Annotated in this window: 10 protein-coding genes; 6 read left to right on the top strand and 4 right to left on the bottom strand. The window is 59.2% G+C overall.

Annotation, left to right across the window (positions count from 1 at the left end; genetic code table 11):
• Positions 1–14 precede the first annotated feature (14 nt).
• The 6 genes from RDV48_24950 to RDV48_24975 are packed head-to-tail and all read left to right on the top strand — an operon-like array spanning position 15 to position 12,219.
• A complete protein-coding gene (locus RDV48_24950) occupies positions 15–6,971 on the top strand; it encodes a beta-ketoacyl synthase N-terminal-like domain-containing protein (protein MDQ7826075.1) in 6,957 nt (2,318 codons plus the stop codon).
• Entirely contained in the window at positions 6,959–8,002 is a 1,044-nt protein-coding gene (locus RDV48_24955) for a 3-oxoacyl-ACP synthase III (protein MDQ7826076.1), read from the top strand. The genes RDV48_24950 and RDV48_24955 overlap by 13 nt, the downstream gene beginning before the upstream one ends.
• Entirely contained in the window at positions 7,999–8,883 is an 885-nt protein-coding gene (locus RDV48_24960; GenBank protein MDQ7826077.1) for an alpha/beta fold hydrolase, read from the top strand. The genes RDV48_24955 and RDV48_24960 overlap by 4 nt, the downstream gene beginning before the upstream one ends.
• Before the next feature lie 3 nt (positions 8,884–8,886).
• Complete coding sequence (locus RDV48_24965) at positions 8,887–10,554, top strand: fatty acid CoA ligase family protein (GenBank protein ID MDQ7826078.1); 1,668 nt, start codon at positions 8,887–8,889, stop codon at positions 10,552–10,554.
• Positions 10,551–11,549: an NAD-dependent epimerase/dehydratase family protein gene (locus tag RDV48_24970; GenBank protein MDQ7826079.1), complete on the top strand. Its 999-nt coding sequence runs from the start codon at positions 10,551–10,553 to the stop codon at positions 11,547–11,549. Before RDV48_24965 ends, RDV48_24970 begins: the two co-directional genes overlap by 4 nt.
• A complete protein-coding gene (locus RDV48_24975; GenBank protein MDQ7826080.1) occupies positions 11,536–12,219 on the top strand; it encodes a 4'-phosphopantetheinyl transferase superfamily protein in 684 nt (227 codons plus the stop codon). The genes RDV48_24970 and RDV48_24975 overlap by 14 nt, the downstream gene beginning before the upstream one ends.
• Positions 12,220–12,237: 18 nt before the next feature.
• Here the strand turns inward: RDV48_24975 and RDV48_24980 are convergent, their stop codons facing one another.
• The 4 genes from RDV48_24980 to RDV48_24995 form a co-directional block, all read right to left on the bottom strand.
• Positions 12,238–12,498 (bottom strand): hypothetical protein, encoded by a 261-nt coding sequence (locus RDV48_24980; GenBank protein MDQ7826081.1) that lies wholly within the window; start codon positions 12,496–12,498, stop codon positions 12,238–12,240.
• Positions 12,488–12,715: a hypothetical protein gene (locus RDV48_24985; GenBank protein ID MDQ7826082.1), complete on the bottom strand. Its 228-nt coding sequence runs from the start codon at positions 12,713–12,715 to the stop codon at positions 12,488–12,490. Before RDV48_24985 ends, RDV48_24980 begins: the two co-directional genes overlap by 11 nt.
• A gap of 28 nt (positions 12,716–12,743) precedes the next feature.
• Positions 12,744–14,204, bottom strand: coding sequence for a hypothetical protein (locus RDV48_24990; GenBank protein ID MDQ7826083.1), 1,461 nt, complete (start codon positions 14,202–14,204; stop codon positions 12,744–12,746).
• A 106-nt stretch (positions 14,205–14,310) separates the two neighbouring features.
• Complete coding sequence (locus tag RDV48_24995; protein ID MDQ7826084.1) at positions 14,311–15,558, bottom strand: hybrid sensor histidine kinase/response regulator; 1,248 nt, start codon at positions 15,556–15,558, stop codon at positions 14,311–14,313.
• Between the last annotated feature and the right edge of the window lie 10 nt (positions 15,559–15,568).

The raw sequence follows: 15,568 nt of genomic DNA on the forward strand, positions 1-15,568 counted from the left end.
AGGAAGCTATCCCCATGGAATTCACCACCCCCATTGCCATCGTGGGAGCAGGCGGACTGTTCCCCGGAGCGCCTTCGCTTGAGTCTTTCTGGACCCTCATCAGGGAGGGAAAAAGCGCCTCGCGTGAAGTACCGCCGGGGCGCTGGATTCTGCAGCCCTCAGAGGGTTATTCCCCCGGTGCCATAAGGCCTGACAGGACTTATTCCTCAAAGGGATGCTTCCTTGATGACTTCTCCATCTCTGAAAAGCTCGACTTCACAGGGCTTGCCGTTGATCAGGGTACTCTCTCCAGGCTTGATCCCCTCTTTCACATTGCCCTCATGGCGGCGGTGGAGGCCTTCAGGAGCGCCTCCACTGGATCGGTGCACCGCTCCAGGACAGGCGTCATAATAGGGAATATCGCCCTCCCTACAGAGACCTCGTCGGCCATCTCAAGGGAGATCCTGGAGCCTGCCATCGAGGAGCTCGTCACCGGGGCCAGGGGCAGAGCTCCCCTCACCTTCACCGATCCCCTCAATGCGTGGGTGAACGGCCTCCCTGCCGGTTTCATCGCCCACGCCCTGGGCCTTGGCGGGGGAAGCTTCACCATTGACGCGGCCTGCGCGTCATCGCTTTACGCCGTGAAACTGGCCTGCGACAGGCTGCTCTCCGGGAAAGCCGATATGATGCTCTCGGGAGGCATCTGCCGCCCCGACTGTCTTTACACGGCAATGGGCTTCTCGCAGCTCTCGGCCCTCTCGCCTGACGGCCTGTGCGCCCCTTTCGATGTGAAAGCCAATGGCCTCGTGATAGGAGAAGGTGCGGGCATCCTTGTCCTCAAGCGCCTTGAAGATGCCCTCGCCCAAGGTGATGACATTCTTGCAGTGATTAAAGGCATCGGCCTTTCAAACGACATTGAAGGCTCTCTCCTCGCGCCTGACAGCGAAGGGCAGCTCCGTTCCATGGAGGCAGCCTACCGCCAGGCCCGGTGGCTTCCTTCCGACGTAGACCTCCTGGAATGCCATGCTACAGGGACTCCCGTCGGTGATGCCGTGGAGTACCAGAGCCTCAGGAAGCTCTGGGAGAGGAACGGATCATCCTTCCGGGAGGGGCAGTGCGTCATCGGCTCGGTGAAGTCCAATGTGGGCCATCTCCTCACGGGCGCCGGCGCTGCAGGCCTTATCAAGGTCCTCCTGGCTCTCAGGGAGAAAGTGCTGCCGCCTACAGCCAACTACACCGTCTCCCCGCCTTCCTTTGACCTCCCCGGAAGCCCTTTCAGAGTTCTCAGGAAAAGCGAGCCATGGCCTGAGAGAGCCGGAGGAGCCCCTCGGCGTGCAGCCGTGAGCGCTTTCGGCTTCGGGGGCATCAATGCCCATGTGCTCATCGAGGAATGGCAGGGTACGGGGAAAAAGATCTCTGCCGTGAAGGCCTCCTCCCTGAAGGAGGGCAGGCCCGTGGCGATCGTGGGAATTGACGCCCGCTTCGGCCCCTATGACACCCTTGAGAAATTCAGGCATGCCCTCTTCGACAGTACCGCAAGAGAGGAGCCCGGGGCAAAAAAGGGCTGGTACGGCGTGCCCTCTTCGTCATGGTTTCACAGTGAGATGGGAGAATCAGAGCCCGAGGGCTTTGGAATTGACGACATCAAGGTCCTCCCCGGCCAGTTCAGGATTCCTCCCGTGGAGATAAGCGAGATGCTCCCCCAGCAGCTCCTCATGCTGCTCGTGGCAGCAGGGGCCTTGAAGGACGCCGCGACAGCCCCTGCAGATCATGACACTGCGGGCGTCTTCATAGGGATATCCTTTGATTTCAGCACCACCACATTCAGCGTGCGCTGGGACATGGCGAACAAGGCTCCCCTGTGGCTCCCCCCAGGAGTCCCCGGCAGTGAAAAGGACCTCCAGGACTTCGCAGGAGCGCTCCGTGACACAGTGGGCCCTCCCCTGAACGCCAACAGGACCATGGGGGCCCTGGGGAGCATCGTGGCGAGCAGGATAGCAAGGGAATTCCGCTTCGGCGGCCCCTCTTTCACCGTCTCGTCTGAGGAGTGCTCAGGGCTTGCCGCCCTTGAGGTGGCGATCACGAAGCTCTCGTCGGGAGAAATTGACTGCGCCCTGGCCGGCGCCGTCGATTTTGCCGGCGATATCCGGGCCCTGATCGCAAGGCGCCGGGCCGGGGAAAAGCCATGGCCTCTTTTCGGCGAAGGGGCGGCGGCAGTGGTGCTCAAGAGGCTCGAAGACGCCGAGCGCGACGGCGACCGGATATATGCCGTGATAAGGGCCACAGGGCTTGCAGGGGGAGGGAAGCCCGGCTGCGATGGCCCCGGGAAAGACACCGTGCTGCGGGCCCTCAGGAGAGCCTGCAGCGAAGAGAGGCACCCCCCGGGATCAATGGATTTTGCAGGTATCATCAGCGCTGAATCTGGAGCGGCATGGGCCGGAGAGCTCTTTTCTGAAAGCAGGTGGAATGAACCTGTCGCAATTGGTGAAGTTGCTGAATGGACCGGCGATGCGGGGGCTGCTACGGCATTCGCATCGGTGGTGAAGCTCTGCCTGATGCTCTCCCATCACCTGATCCCCCCTTCGCAGGACGTGAGAGCCCTGGTGGAAGGCGCTCCGGAATGGCCTTTCTGCCCCCCGGGGAAGGCGCAGCACTGGCTCAGGAACAGGGCTGAGGGCCCCCGGAAGGGCTCGGTGACCTGTTCCTCAGTAGACGGCACCTGCGCCCATGTGATCCTGGAAGAATATGAGCCGCAAGCAGGGAGAGCCCTGCCGGCCCCTCCCGTCACTGTGCAGGAAGCCCTTTTCGCCCTCAGGGCCGGCACTGATCACGAGCTCCTCGCAGAGCTGGACCGCATGGAAAGCTTCCTGGAAGGGAAAGGAGGGCAGCCACTGGCCTGGAGCTCTTCACAATGGCTGTCGCGGCAAATGGAGGAGAAAGGAGGGAGTCACAGGCTGGCCATCATCGCGAGAGATCATGACGAGGCCGCCCGTCTCATCGGGCAGGCGCGGCAGGCCATCTCCCGGAAGCCTGGCGTTCCGCTCAGGATGAGGCCCGCGGGAAACGAAAGAGAAGGTGATGCCCTTTTCTATGCTCCCCTATCCGAAAAGCCCCGGGGAAAGACCGCATACGTGTTCCCAGGCTCTGGGAACCATTATCCCGGCATGGGAAGGGAGCTTACCGCCGCCTGGTCTTTTATTGCCGAGAAGCAGGACAGGGAAAACCTCTCCCTCAGGAGCCAGGTCATGCCGCACCTGTTCTGGAGCCTTGAATCCCTAGACGGAATATCCGGCAATCACAGGGCTCTCATGGAAGGGCAGGTTGCCATGGGGACTCTCATGGCGGATCTCCTGGGGCACCTCGGCATCAGGCCTGAAGCTGCCATCGGCTACAGCCTCGGCGAGATGGCAGGCCTCTTTGCCCTGAGGGCCTGGCGCGCAAGGGACGAGATGCACAGGCGGATGGAGGAATCCCGCCTCTTCACCGATGAGCTTGCCGGTCCCTGTAATGCTGCCAGGGCAGCCTGGGGCCTCAATGCTTCCGAAGAGGTCCGCTGGGCCATCGGTGTCATCGATGCCCCGGCCGTCGTGGTCAAAGAAGCCCTCAGGGGAAGAAGCCGCGTGTACCTCCTCATCATAAACACTCAGTCAGACTGCGTTATCGGCGGTGACGAGCGTGAAGTTTCAATACTCGTCAGAGACCTTGGCTGCTCCTACCTCCCGGTAAGCGGCGTCACTACTGTACACTGCGAGGTAGTAAAGCCCGTGGCGGACATTTACCGGGACTTTCACCTCTTCCCTGTCACAGCGCCCGATGGCATCAGCTTTTACAGCACCGGGTGGGGTAAGTGCTACGACATGACGATGGAGAGGGCTGCCGATGCCATACTGGCCCAGGCTCTTGACACTGTCGATTTCCCCCGCGTCATAGAAGCCGCCTACCATGATGGCGTGCGCACCTTCATAGAGATAGGTCCCGGCCCCTCCTGCACAAGGATGATTGGAAGGATCCTTGAAGGCAGGGAGCATACCGCCCTTGCAGCCTGCAGGGAGGGGCATTCTGAGGTCTCTTCGGTTCTGAGGCTTGCGGCGCGCCTCTTTACTGAAGGCCTGGATATCAACCTTGAGAAGCTTTTTTCCCCCCTTGAGTCATTGAAGGTGCCGGAAAGCGCCCCTTCAGCGCCCAGGGCAATCAGGCTTGATACGGGAGGCGGCCCTTTCAAAACCCCGGATCTGCCCCGCCCCCTCTCCGAAAAGAGTGCGCCGGAACCTTCCCGCAGCACGGTAAAGAGAGACACCCCTCCCAATCCCGAGCCGGACCCGGTCATGAGCATGTTTTATGCCATGGAGCAGGCCAAGCTCCAGGCTCATGAAAGCTACCTCACCTTCACCAGAAATCTGACGGATGCCATGGCGCAGCAGATGACACTCCAGATGGCGCTCCTTGAGGAATGCGGCGGGGAGCTTGCCGGCCTGGAAGATATCCATGGCCTTCTGGACAGTCCCGCCCCCTCGAAAGCCTGTCCCGCCGGAGCTGCTCTCAAGGTTACTGAGCTTTTGCCAAAAGCAATGCCCGATACTCTTAAAGCAGTTTCACCATTGCCTCAGGTCCTGCCTGCCGCGCCGGCGGCGCCCGGGAAGAGGCCTTTCATGGACAGGACTGCATGCATGGAATTTGCCGTGGGAAGCATCGCCAAGGTTCTCGGCCCTTCTTATCGCCAGGTGGACAGCCACCCCACGAGGGTCCGCCTCCCCGATGAGCCCCTCATGCTCGTGGATCGCATTATCGCCGTTGAAGGAGAAAGCCAGTCCCTTAAAAGCGGCCGTGTCATCACCGAGCATGACATTCTTCCAGGGGCCTGGTACCTCGACGGGGGACGTATTCCCACATGCATAGCCGTTGAGGCCGGCCAGGCCGACCTTTTCCTTTCAGGCTACCTGGGAATCGATTCCATCACCAGGGGACTCGCCGTGTACCGCCTCCTTGATGCCGTCGTCACCTTCCACGGCCCCCTCCCGGGACCAGGCGAAGTGATTCATTACGATATCTCCATCGACAGGTTCTTCACCCAGGGTGACACCTGGCTCTTCAGGTTCAGGTTTGACAGCACGGTGGGAGGCAGGCCCCTCCTCACCATGCGGGAGGGCTGCGCCGGCTTCTTCACCAGGGAGGAGCTCGAGGCCGGGAAGGGGATTGTCCATACCTCCCTTGACACGAGGCCCCTGGAGGGAGCAGTCCCGCCCGGATGGTCATATCCCGTGCCCATGGGTTACGAGGCATACAGTGATGCCCAGGTTGAGGCTCTCCGCAAAGGGGATCTCGCCGGGGCCTTCGGCCCTCGCTTTGAAGGCCTCCCGGTGAAAAAACCCCTTACTATTCCCGGTGGAAAGCTCATGAGGCTCGTGGACCGGGTGCAGCACCTCGATCCCCGCGGGGGAAGGTTCTCCCTCGGCATCATCCGTGCCGAAGCTGACATTCACCCCGACGACTGGTTCCTCACGTGCCATTTCTCCGATGATAATGTCATGCCGGGGACCCTCATGTACGAGTGCTGCATGCACACATTCCGGATTTTCCTGCTGCGCATGGGATGGATAGCCGAGGAAGGCCAGGCCGCATGGGAACCTGTCCCCGGCGTGGCAAGCGGCCTCAAGTGCCGCGGGCAGGTCATCGAGAGCACAAGAAAGGCCTGCTACGAGGTTTCCATCAAGGAGATGGGCTTCCGCCCCGAGCCCTATGCCATAGCTGACGCGCTCATGTATGCCGACGGCAAGCCTGTGGTGGAGATAAGCAATATGTCCATGAGACTCAGCGGCTCTTCAAAGGAGCAGATTACCTCCCTCTGGGAGAAGAGGACCCGCCCTGCCACACCGCCGGGCAGCAAGAAAGCCCTTTATGACAATGACAGGATACTGGCCTTTGCCGTCGGGAAGCCCTCGGAGGCCTTCGGCGAGCCTTACAGGATATTCGACAGTGAGCGCATTATCGCACGCCTCCCCGGCCCGCCCTATAAGTTCCTGGACAGGATCACCTCCCTTGAGGCTGAGCCCTGGAAGATGGCTCCCGGGGGCATCATAGAGGCGCAGTATGACGTGCCCCCCGGCGAATGGTATTTCAGCGAGGAGAGAACCCGCCTCATGCCTTTCTCGGTCCTCCTGGAAGTAGCCCTCCAGCCCTGCGGGTGGCTTGCCGCTTATGTGGGCTCTGCACTCACGAGTGACATTGATCTCTCCTTCAGGAACCTTGGCGGCGAGGCAACTGCGTATAAGCCCGTGACAGAAAGGACGGGCCTTCTCACGACGGGGGTAAAGCTTGCCAGGGTCTCCACCTCGGGGGGGATGATTATCCAGCACTATGAGTTCGAGATGAAAGACCGTGAAGACATCGTCTACAGGGGGAGCACTTACTTCGGCTTCTTCTCCAAAGAGGCACTGAGAAACCAGGTGGGAATCCGCGATGCAAAAAAATACGAGCCAGGTTCCACAGATCTTTCGGGATGGGCAGCCTCTCCCTTCCCCACCATGTCGCCATTCCCCGGTCCGCAGCTTGCCATGATAGACACTGTCGAGTGCCTTGCACCTTCCGGAGGTCCTGCCGGCCTCGGCTACATAAGGGGCACCCTCAAGGTGGACCCCTCGGCCTGGTTCTTCAATGCCCACTTTTACCAGGATCCCGTCATTCCGGGGTCCCTTGGCCTTGAGTCAATGATCCAGCTCATGAAATTCATGGCCCACACAAGGTGGGGCAAAGAGGAGAAGGGCGGCTCCGCACCCTTCGTGCCGATGGTCCCCGGGTACCGCCACTCATGGCTTTACCGCGGGCAGGTCATTCCCCCCGACAGGCTCGTCACCGTAGAGTGCTGGATCACCTCCCGCGACGACCTGCACCGCTTCATCACCGCCGACGGCTTCCTCACCGTGGACGGGAGGCTTATCTATGGAATGAAAGATTTTACCCTCGCCATGGAGAATATCGGGACATGCGCTACATGAAGGTATATCTCGAGGCAATCGGCTACGAGCTCCCTCCCCTGGTGGTGACCACCGGGGAGCTGGAAGAGCGTCTGGCGCCCCTCTTTGCGAAGCTCCACATCCCCGAGGGACAGGTCGAGGAATGGACAGGGATCCGCGAGAGACGATGGTGGGAGGCCGGCTATCCCCTCTCCCAGGGCGCCGTGGAAGCTGCAAGGAAGGCAATCAGGCAGTCCGGCATAAGCCCCCGCGACATCGAAATCCTTATTTACGGCGGCGTGTGCCGCGAGCAGTTTGAGCCCGCCACGGCATGCAGGGTGGCATCACAGCTCGGCATCAGCCCCGATGCGGAGATTTTTGATATAAGCAACGCATGCCTGGGTGTGCTCAACGGCATCGTGGAGGTGGCAAACCGCATAGAGCTCGGGCATATAAGGGCGGGGCTCGTAGTCTCCGCCGAATCGGCGAGGGAAATCAACGAGTTTGCCATAGAGCGCATGCTCAGGAAGGGTACCATGGAATACTTTGTGGGAGCCCTGGCTACTCTTACGGGGGGCTCAGGGGCCGTGGCGGTCCTCGTCACCGACGGGTCTTTCACCGGCACTCCAGGCCACAGGCTTGTGGGAAGTGCGGCTTGCGCTGATCCCGAGTTTCACAGCCTCTGCCGCTGGGGCATGGAAAGGGCGGCCGGAGAGCATTACATCATGACCATGTGCACCGACTCGGTGGCGGTGCTGAAAAACGGCGTGGAGCTCGGGAAAAGAACCTGGAAGCGCTTTCTCCGGATAATGGGGTGGAATGCCGGCGACGTGGACAGGACCATATGCCACCAGGTGGGCTCAAGCCACCAGGAGGCCATCCTGAAAGCCCTGGGCATCGCGCCCGAAAAAGATTTCGTCACCTATCCGTACCTCGGAAACATGGGCACCGTCTCCCTCCCCCTCACGGCAGCTCTTGCCGACGAGCGGGGCCACCTCAGGAAAGGCCACCGCACGGGATTCCTCGGCATAGGAAGCGGCCTCAACTGCCTCATGCTGGGGTGGGAGTGGTGAAAGCATACTATCCTTTCATAGGCCACCACCACGACATCGGCGGCCTGAAGCTCCATTATCTTGACGAGGGTAAGGGCGATCCTGTCGTGATGATCCACGGCAATCCCACATGGTCCTTTTATTACCGATCCCTCGTTGAGGCTCTCAGGGGCTCATACCGCGTCATCGTGCTCGATCATATCGGGTGCGGGCTTTCCGACAAGCCCGGCCGCCAGACCTACCCTTATACTCTTTCCCGGCGCGTCGATGATCTTGAAAACCTCCTCGCCTTGTGCGGCGCAGAAAAAGACCTTACCCTCGTGGTCCATGACTGGGGAGGGATGATCGGGATGACGTACGCCGTCCGCCATCCCGAGGCCGTGAAGCGGTTCGTGGTGCTCAACACCTCTGCCTTCCGACTTCCCGCAGGAAGGCCCTTCCCATGGATGCTTGCCCTTATAAGAAACACTCCCCTGGGAGCCTTTCTCGTGCAGGGCCTCAATGCCTTCTGCCTGGGAGCTCTCGCCTTTTGTGCAAAGGAGAAAAAGCTCTCCCGTGAAGAAAAGGAGGCATACCTCGCCCCCTATGACACCTGGGAGCACCGTATAGCAGTGCTGCGCTTTGTCCAGGACATCCCCCTCAGGCCAGGCGACGACTCCTACGATACAGTGGTCTCCACCGAGGAGCACCTGGGCCTTTTCAGAGACCATCCCATGCTCATCCTGTGGGGGATGGGCGATTTCGTCTTCGACGGCCATTTCCTCGAGGGATGGGCGCAGCGCTTCCCGAAGGCCCTCGTTCACCGCTTCCCCGGTGCCGGCCATTATGTGCTGGAAGATAGAGGAATTGAGATTGCGGCCCTCGTAAAAGAATTCCTTGCAGCCAATCCTCTCAAGAGGTAAGCCATGACACCACCCGCCATAGTCAACGTGGCCATGCACCTTCCAGAGATGGCCCGGCAGAAACCCCACTCCATTGCCGTAGTCTGCCCCCAGGGGCGTGACGGCGGGGGCAGGGTGACATACAGCCACCTTACCCTGAAACAGCTCAACGACGAGAGCGACACCCTCGCATGGGGCATTGAGTCTGCAGGCATCAGGCGCGGCACGCGCACGGTGCTGATGGTATCACCCTCCCTTCCCTTTTTCGCCCTCACCTTCGCCCTTTTCAAGACAGGCGCCATTCCGGTGATGGTCGATCCCGGCATAGGCATCAAAGGCCTCGGGCAGTGCCTTGCCGAGGCGGAGCCTTCTGCTTTCATAGGGATTCCCAAGGCACAGGCGGCCCGCCTGCTCTTCAAGTGGGCCTCATCGACGGTAAAAATCTCCATCACTGTGGGAAAACGCCTCTTTTGGGGCGGATTTACTCTCAAAGAGATAAGAGAGAGGGGACTGGGGAAAGGCCCTTACAGGATGGCTGAAACGGGCGCCGGCGACATTGCCGCCATTCTTTTCACCAGCGGGAGCACCGGTGTCTCCAAGGGAGCCGTATATACTCACGGCATCTTTGACAGCCAGGTGAAGTACCTCAGGGAGATCTATGGCATCGAGCCCGGTGAGATGGACCTTGCCACCTTTCCTCTTTTCGCCCTCTTCGGCCCCGCCCTGGGAATGACAGCCATCATCCCCGACATGGACGCCTCGCGTCCTGCCTCGGCCGACGCCGGCAGGCTCATCGAGGCCATCGAGGACTTCGGCGCCACCAATATGTTCGCTTCGCCGGCCCTCATCAACAAGGTGGGGCGGTACGGCGAGTCGCGGGCCATCACCCTTCCCTCACTCAGGCGCGTCATATCGGCAGGGGCCCCCGCAAGGCCCGACGCCCTGGAGCGCTTTTCAAAGATGCTGGGGGAGGGCGTGGAGATTTTCACTCCTTACGGCGCCACGGAAGCCCTCCCCGTCTGCAACATCGGGAGCAGGGAGATCCTCGGCGAGACAAGAAAGGAGAGCGACGAAGGGAAAGGTGCCTGCATCGGAAAGCCCGTCAGGGACATCACGCTGAAGATCATAAAAATAACCGATGAGCCCATTGCCGCGTGGTCGGAAACCCTTGTCTCGCCGAGGGGCGAAATCGGCGAGCTGGCCGTGAAAGGGCCTATCGTGACAAGGGAGTATTACCAGCGTCCAGAGTCCACAAGGCTTGCGAAGATCGCCGAAGGTAACGGCGGGGAGTTCTGGCACCGCATGGGCGACGTGGGCTACGAGGACGAGAGGGGAAGGATATGGTTCTGCGGAAGGAAATCCCACCGCGTCGTCACCGCCGAAAGGACCCTCTTCACCATCCCCTGCGAGGCCATCTTCAATGCCCACCCCGCCGTATTCCGCTCGGCCCTCGTGGGCGTGAAGAGAAATGGCGCCACGGTCCCCGTGATGTGCATCGAGCTTGAAAAGGGGACGCCGGGGGAGAAAGAGGGGAAAATCCGGGAAGAGCTTCTTGCCCGCGGCGCCCGTTATCCCCACACGAAAGGGATCACCACCCTGCTTTTTCACCCCTCGTTCCCCGTGGACATAAGGCACAACGCCAAGATATTCCGCGAGAAGCTCGCCCTGTGGGCTGAAAGGACCATGCCATGAAGATTATGGTGACAGGCGCCACGGGCTTCCTGGGAGGCGCCCTTGCGAGAACGCTTGTCCAAAGGGGTTTCGCCGTCAGGACTCTGGCACGGTCAAAGGCCTCCCCGCTTGAAGAAGCCGGAATCGAGGTATATGGCGGCGATCTCACCAGCGAAGAGGCCGTGTCCGAGGCCCTCAGAGGCTGTGACGCCGTCTGCCACGTGGCGGCAAAGCCGGGAGTCTGGGGACCCTACAAAGATTATTACAATGCGAACGTGAAAGGCACAGAGCATGTGCTCGAGGGGTGCCGGCGCCATGGGATAAAAAAGCTTGTCTTCACCAGCTCGCCGAGCGTGGTTTTCAGCAACAGCGATCAAAGCGGCGTGACGGAGAATGAGCCTTATCCCCGCAGCTTCCTGGCTCACTACCCCGCGACGAAGGCAATCGCCGAGCGCATGGTCCTGGGGGCGCACGGTGCAAGCCTTTCCACGGTGAGCCTGAGGCCCCACCTTATCTGGGGCCCCGGTGACAGGCACCTGGTCCCCCGCCTCATCAGCCGGGCAAAAGCAGGGAAGCTCCGCATCGTGGGAACGGGAAAGAACCTTGTGGACTCCGTCTATATCGACAATGCCGTGGAAGCCCATATCCTGGCGCTCCTCAAGCTTGAGCCGGCCTCGCCCGCAGGGGGAAAGGCTTATTTCATCACCAATGGGGAGCCCATGCCCCTGGCGGACCTCATGAATGCGATCCTTTCCGCCGCCGATCTCCCCCCCGTCACCAGGAAAATTCCCGCAGGCCTTGCCTACGCCGCCGGCGCCCTCATGGAGCTTGGCTACGGCATTCTGCGGAAGAAGGAGGAGCCCCTTATGACGAGATTTCTTGCCAGGGAGCTCGCATGCGCCCACTGGTTCGACATCTCGGCAGCCCGCAGGGATATCGGCTACTCACCGGCAATCACTATAAGGGAGGGAATAGAAAGGCTCAGGGAGTGGCTGAAAAATCATGGAGACAATTGAAATCTGGAAGGTCCCGCTTTATCTCGAAGACACAGGGCTTGAGGCCCTGGAGAGGCTTCTTTCACCTGATGAGAGCGCCCGCGCGGCAGCTTTCAGGTTCCCCGACGGGAGGAGGCGCTATAGCGCTTCCCGCGGTGCCCTTCGAGCTATCCTTTCGCATTACACAGGGGAGAAGCCTGCCGACCTCCTCCTTACCGCCACTCAGGCAGGGAAGCCGGAGCTTGCGGGCAGGAGCGCCGTGGTGCATTTCAATGTATCCCACTCGCAGGACACATGTCTTATTGCCGTCTCCCGGTCAAGGCCCGTGGGTATAGACGTGGAAACCATAAAGCCCGACATTGAATTAGAGAAAATCGCAGAGCGTTTCTTCACCTTGGGGGAATATGAAGCCCTCATGGCCCTGCCGGAAGACCTGAGGCTCAAGGCCTTTTACCGCTGCTGGACCTTCAAGGAAGCCTACGTAAAAGCATTGGGAAGCACCATGTGGGAGCTCATGGAAAAGGTGGAGGTATCCCTTGATCTCTCAGAGCCTCCCGCAATCATCCACGGCAGGGAGCCTCTGGAAGAATGGTTTCTTGCCGCCCTTCCTCTTGGGGAGACACTCGCGGGGGCCCTCGCTTCGCCTGGGAAAGAAGCGCCAATTGCCTGGCACACCTTTCAGGGGCCCTAGGCACCTCCAGTCAGGCCCCTACCCTCTGCCGTCCAGCACGAAAATGGTCTGATTGCCCACCTTGAGAGCCACCGAGAGCTCAAGAGCCTTGATAATCTTCTGGAGTGCTATGAGAATACGAGGATCGGCAAGATACCTTGCGGTCATCTGCGCAATGCGGTAAAGGCCTTTAAAATTCGCCACCTGAAAGGTGACACAGTCACCTTCGGCTGATATGAGGCCTTCCTCACCGTCTACGGTAAACTCAATCTCCCCGAAAATATCAAGCTCAGCTTGCATCGCCCTGGCTTTTCTGGTCCCTGGTGCGGATCTTCAGGGTCCCGTTGAACCGCCAGTGGTAGTACTCGGGATTGTCACCTGAGCGACTGGGAACGAGGACCTCCATGTTGGCGAGCTCGTAGGAGATCTCTGCCCCGCGACCTGTGAGCAAATCATACAGCCCTATTGCAAAATCAGGCCAGGTCTTGGTTTCCTTGACATTTTCATCGACTTTCACCTTTTTTTTCCTCCTTGGATTCTGAATCCTATTGTTTTTGAAAATAGACGATATTCTCAGAAGAGAGCGCTCCGTAATTTGTATAAAGCATTACAGAGCCCGTAGTAAGCAGGACACCGGCGATGTCTCCCACTCCTGAGTTTCCCTCAGTGAGGACAGTGCCGCTTGAGTTCTTCATATAGATGGTGGTGGGCTGCTGGGAAGGCCAGGTAACTCCATCTGTAGAGTAAGCAAGCCCCTGCTTCTCGAGGAGATACGTGGAATACATCTGGTACTGACCGTTGGCAAGGATCACTATGGGATCGTGCCAGTCATCGTAGAGCTTCGTGAAGTTTCCGAAGGTGAGGCCGTCAGACGATGTGCTCATGATCAGGTCGCTCGGTCCTGACGTTCCCGTGAACTCCCCGGAGAAAATGCCCACAACCTTTCCGTTCGTGGCGTAAAAGTAAGTGCCATGGCCTGCAAGCTGCAGGACTGCTGATGAATCATAGGGGGAAATATCTATTCTCACTCCCTCCTTCGTGAAGGTGACGCCGTCATTTGATATGGCGCTCCTTACCTGGTATTTCGCAGTACCCCCCGGAGCCATATAAGCGCCCGCCTGGTAATACATCCTGTACCTGCCGTCAGTGAGCTTGAGGACACTCGGCCCCGACACCGTGTAATCTCTTGCCGAGGCATCATCGGTGGGTGTCACGCAGGTGCCCTTCACCGTCCAGTTGATAGCATTGGTAGATTCGGCATATTTAATCGAGCGTGTGGCAGAATGCCCGTAATACATACGGTACACACCACTGCTGAAATACACTATATCGGCCATGCCCGCGCCGCCGGTCTCATTGCCGGCATCCTTCCCCAGCGCATAACCCTGCAGTATCCATGTCTCACTGGCAGGAGTGGCGCTCGGTGAAGGCGTTGGCGACACACTGGCAGTCGGTGACGGGGTGGGAGAGACACTCTGAGTCGGAGAGGGTGAAATTGTCGGCGTGGGCGGCGTGGGTGCCGGTGACGGATTGGGCGTGGGATTATAGAGTATCTGCACGGCAGGGCTGGTTCCCGATGAGCTCCCGCTTGCACTCACTATGGCAATGCTTATGGAATCTCTTGCAGTCATCACGTTCTTAGAAGCGGGCACGAGGCAGGTGACGCTCGTGTCGCTCCAGGCGCCGTAGCTCTGGGCCTGCGCCTGGCCGCCCCCCGAAAAAGTGAAGAGGGCATAGCTTGTGGCGCCGCTCTCAACCTGCGAGCTCCCGAAGCCGCTCCCCGTTATCTCGCACCAGTCGCCTGAACGTACAGGCTGGCCGGTGCTGTTGAGGTTTGTCACTCCCGATATCTGGGGTGTCGCAGCGGTGCCTGAGCCGCCGTCCCCCCAGTAATATCCTCCCCCGGAGCTCCCGCCTCCGCCGCAGCTTGCGAACAGGAATACGGTGAAAATTGAGAGGAGAAGCAAGGCCCAGATGCTGAAGGACTGCCTGATGCGAAAAATCATAGAACACCTCCCGGTCTGTGATGAAAAAATCAGTCGAGATAAGTTTATTACGGACCCCTCAGAAGATTATACCAGAAAGGCACTTCCGGGGTCAATCTCCCCATTTTCAGATTTCTCTTACATGGGCGCGGGGCAGGAACACGGTAAAGACGGCTCCCTCTCCCACGGAGCTTTCAACGGTAATGGTCCCCCCGTGGTCCTCAACGATGTGCTTTGCCACAGGGAGCCCCAGGCCCAGGCCGCCCACTTCCCGTTCTAGAAAATCGGTCACCTGGTAAAAGGGCGAAAAGATGTTCTCCTGCTCATCGGGATGGATACCGCTTCCCGTGTCGCAGACCTTGACGGTTATCCCTTCGCGGCTGTCACATGCTTCAATCCAGACTTTTTCCCCCGCCGGTGTGAAAATGATGGCATTTCTCACAAGGTGGGAAAAGGCGATATTGAGGCGCTCCCAGCTTGCCAGGAGGGGGTTCATCTCAGAGAGGACCTTAAGCTCAAGGTGAAGCTCCTTGGCCTCGGCGTCACGACGAAAATCGTCAATAACGGACTCAAGGAGGTTCTGAATGGAAATATCCAGTTTCTGATACCGGACAAGTCCTGCTCTCAGCTTGAAGAATTCAAGGATCTGCTTTACCATGTCGTCAAGCTTGTTTGAAGCCGTCTCAATCCTGCTTATATAATCCGCGAGGGCATTGTCAAGGGGGTGGACCTTCTTGAGCTCATTGATAAGGTTGATATAGCCCAGGATCAGGCTGAGGGGGGTCCTGATTTCGTGGGAGACCGTGGCGACAAAGGCGTCCTTTATATGCTCCAGTTCCTTGATGCGCCTGCCGGCCTTCTTGAGCTCATGGGTCTTTTCCTTATAGACCTTGGCGAAATCGTCGGCATAGAGTAATAGCTGGCTTCTTTCATAATCTTGAAAATCTGCCTCTTTCCCTGTCAGTGCATGTCGCGGGGATGAAACCTCAGAGCCCTCGCCGCGAGGGGCTCCTCCTTTCTGCAGACAGGCCTGTACCACTTCAAGAAGGACCAGGGGGCTGAAAGGCTTTGCTATACAGTCATCAGCTTCCATATCCAGTGCCTTTTCTCTCTCCTCATCAGTGAAATCGGCTGTCAGCATTATTATGACGGCGCCAATCAAGGCCGGATCATCCCTTATTGCACGGCATAACTCTTTCCCGTCCACCTGTGAATCATCCATTGCCACGAGCATGAGCTCGGGAATTTCCTTCTTCGTGATTTCCAGGGCAGTTACATTGTCACCGGCCTCCAGGACCAGGTAATCACCGGGGGGGAAGGTTCTCTTCACCAGTTGCCTCACCAATTCACAGTCTGCCACGAGGATCTTTTTCATTGCTCTCTCC

The organism is Candidatus Eremiobacterota bacterium (genome assembly GCA_031082125.1).
Classification (GTDB): domain Bacteria; phylum Vulcanimicrobiota; class CADAWZ01; order CADAWZ01; family Ess09-12; genus Ess09-12.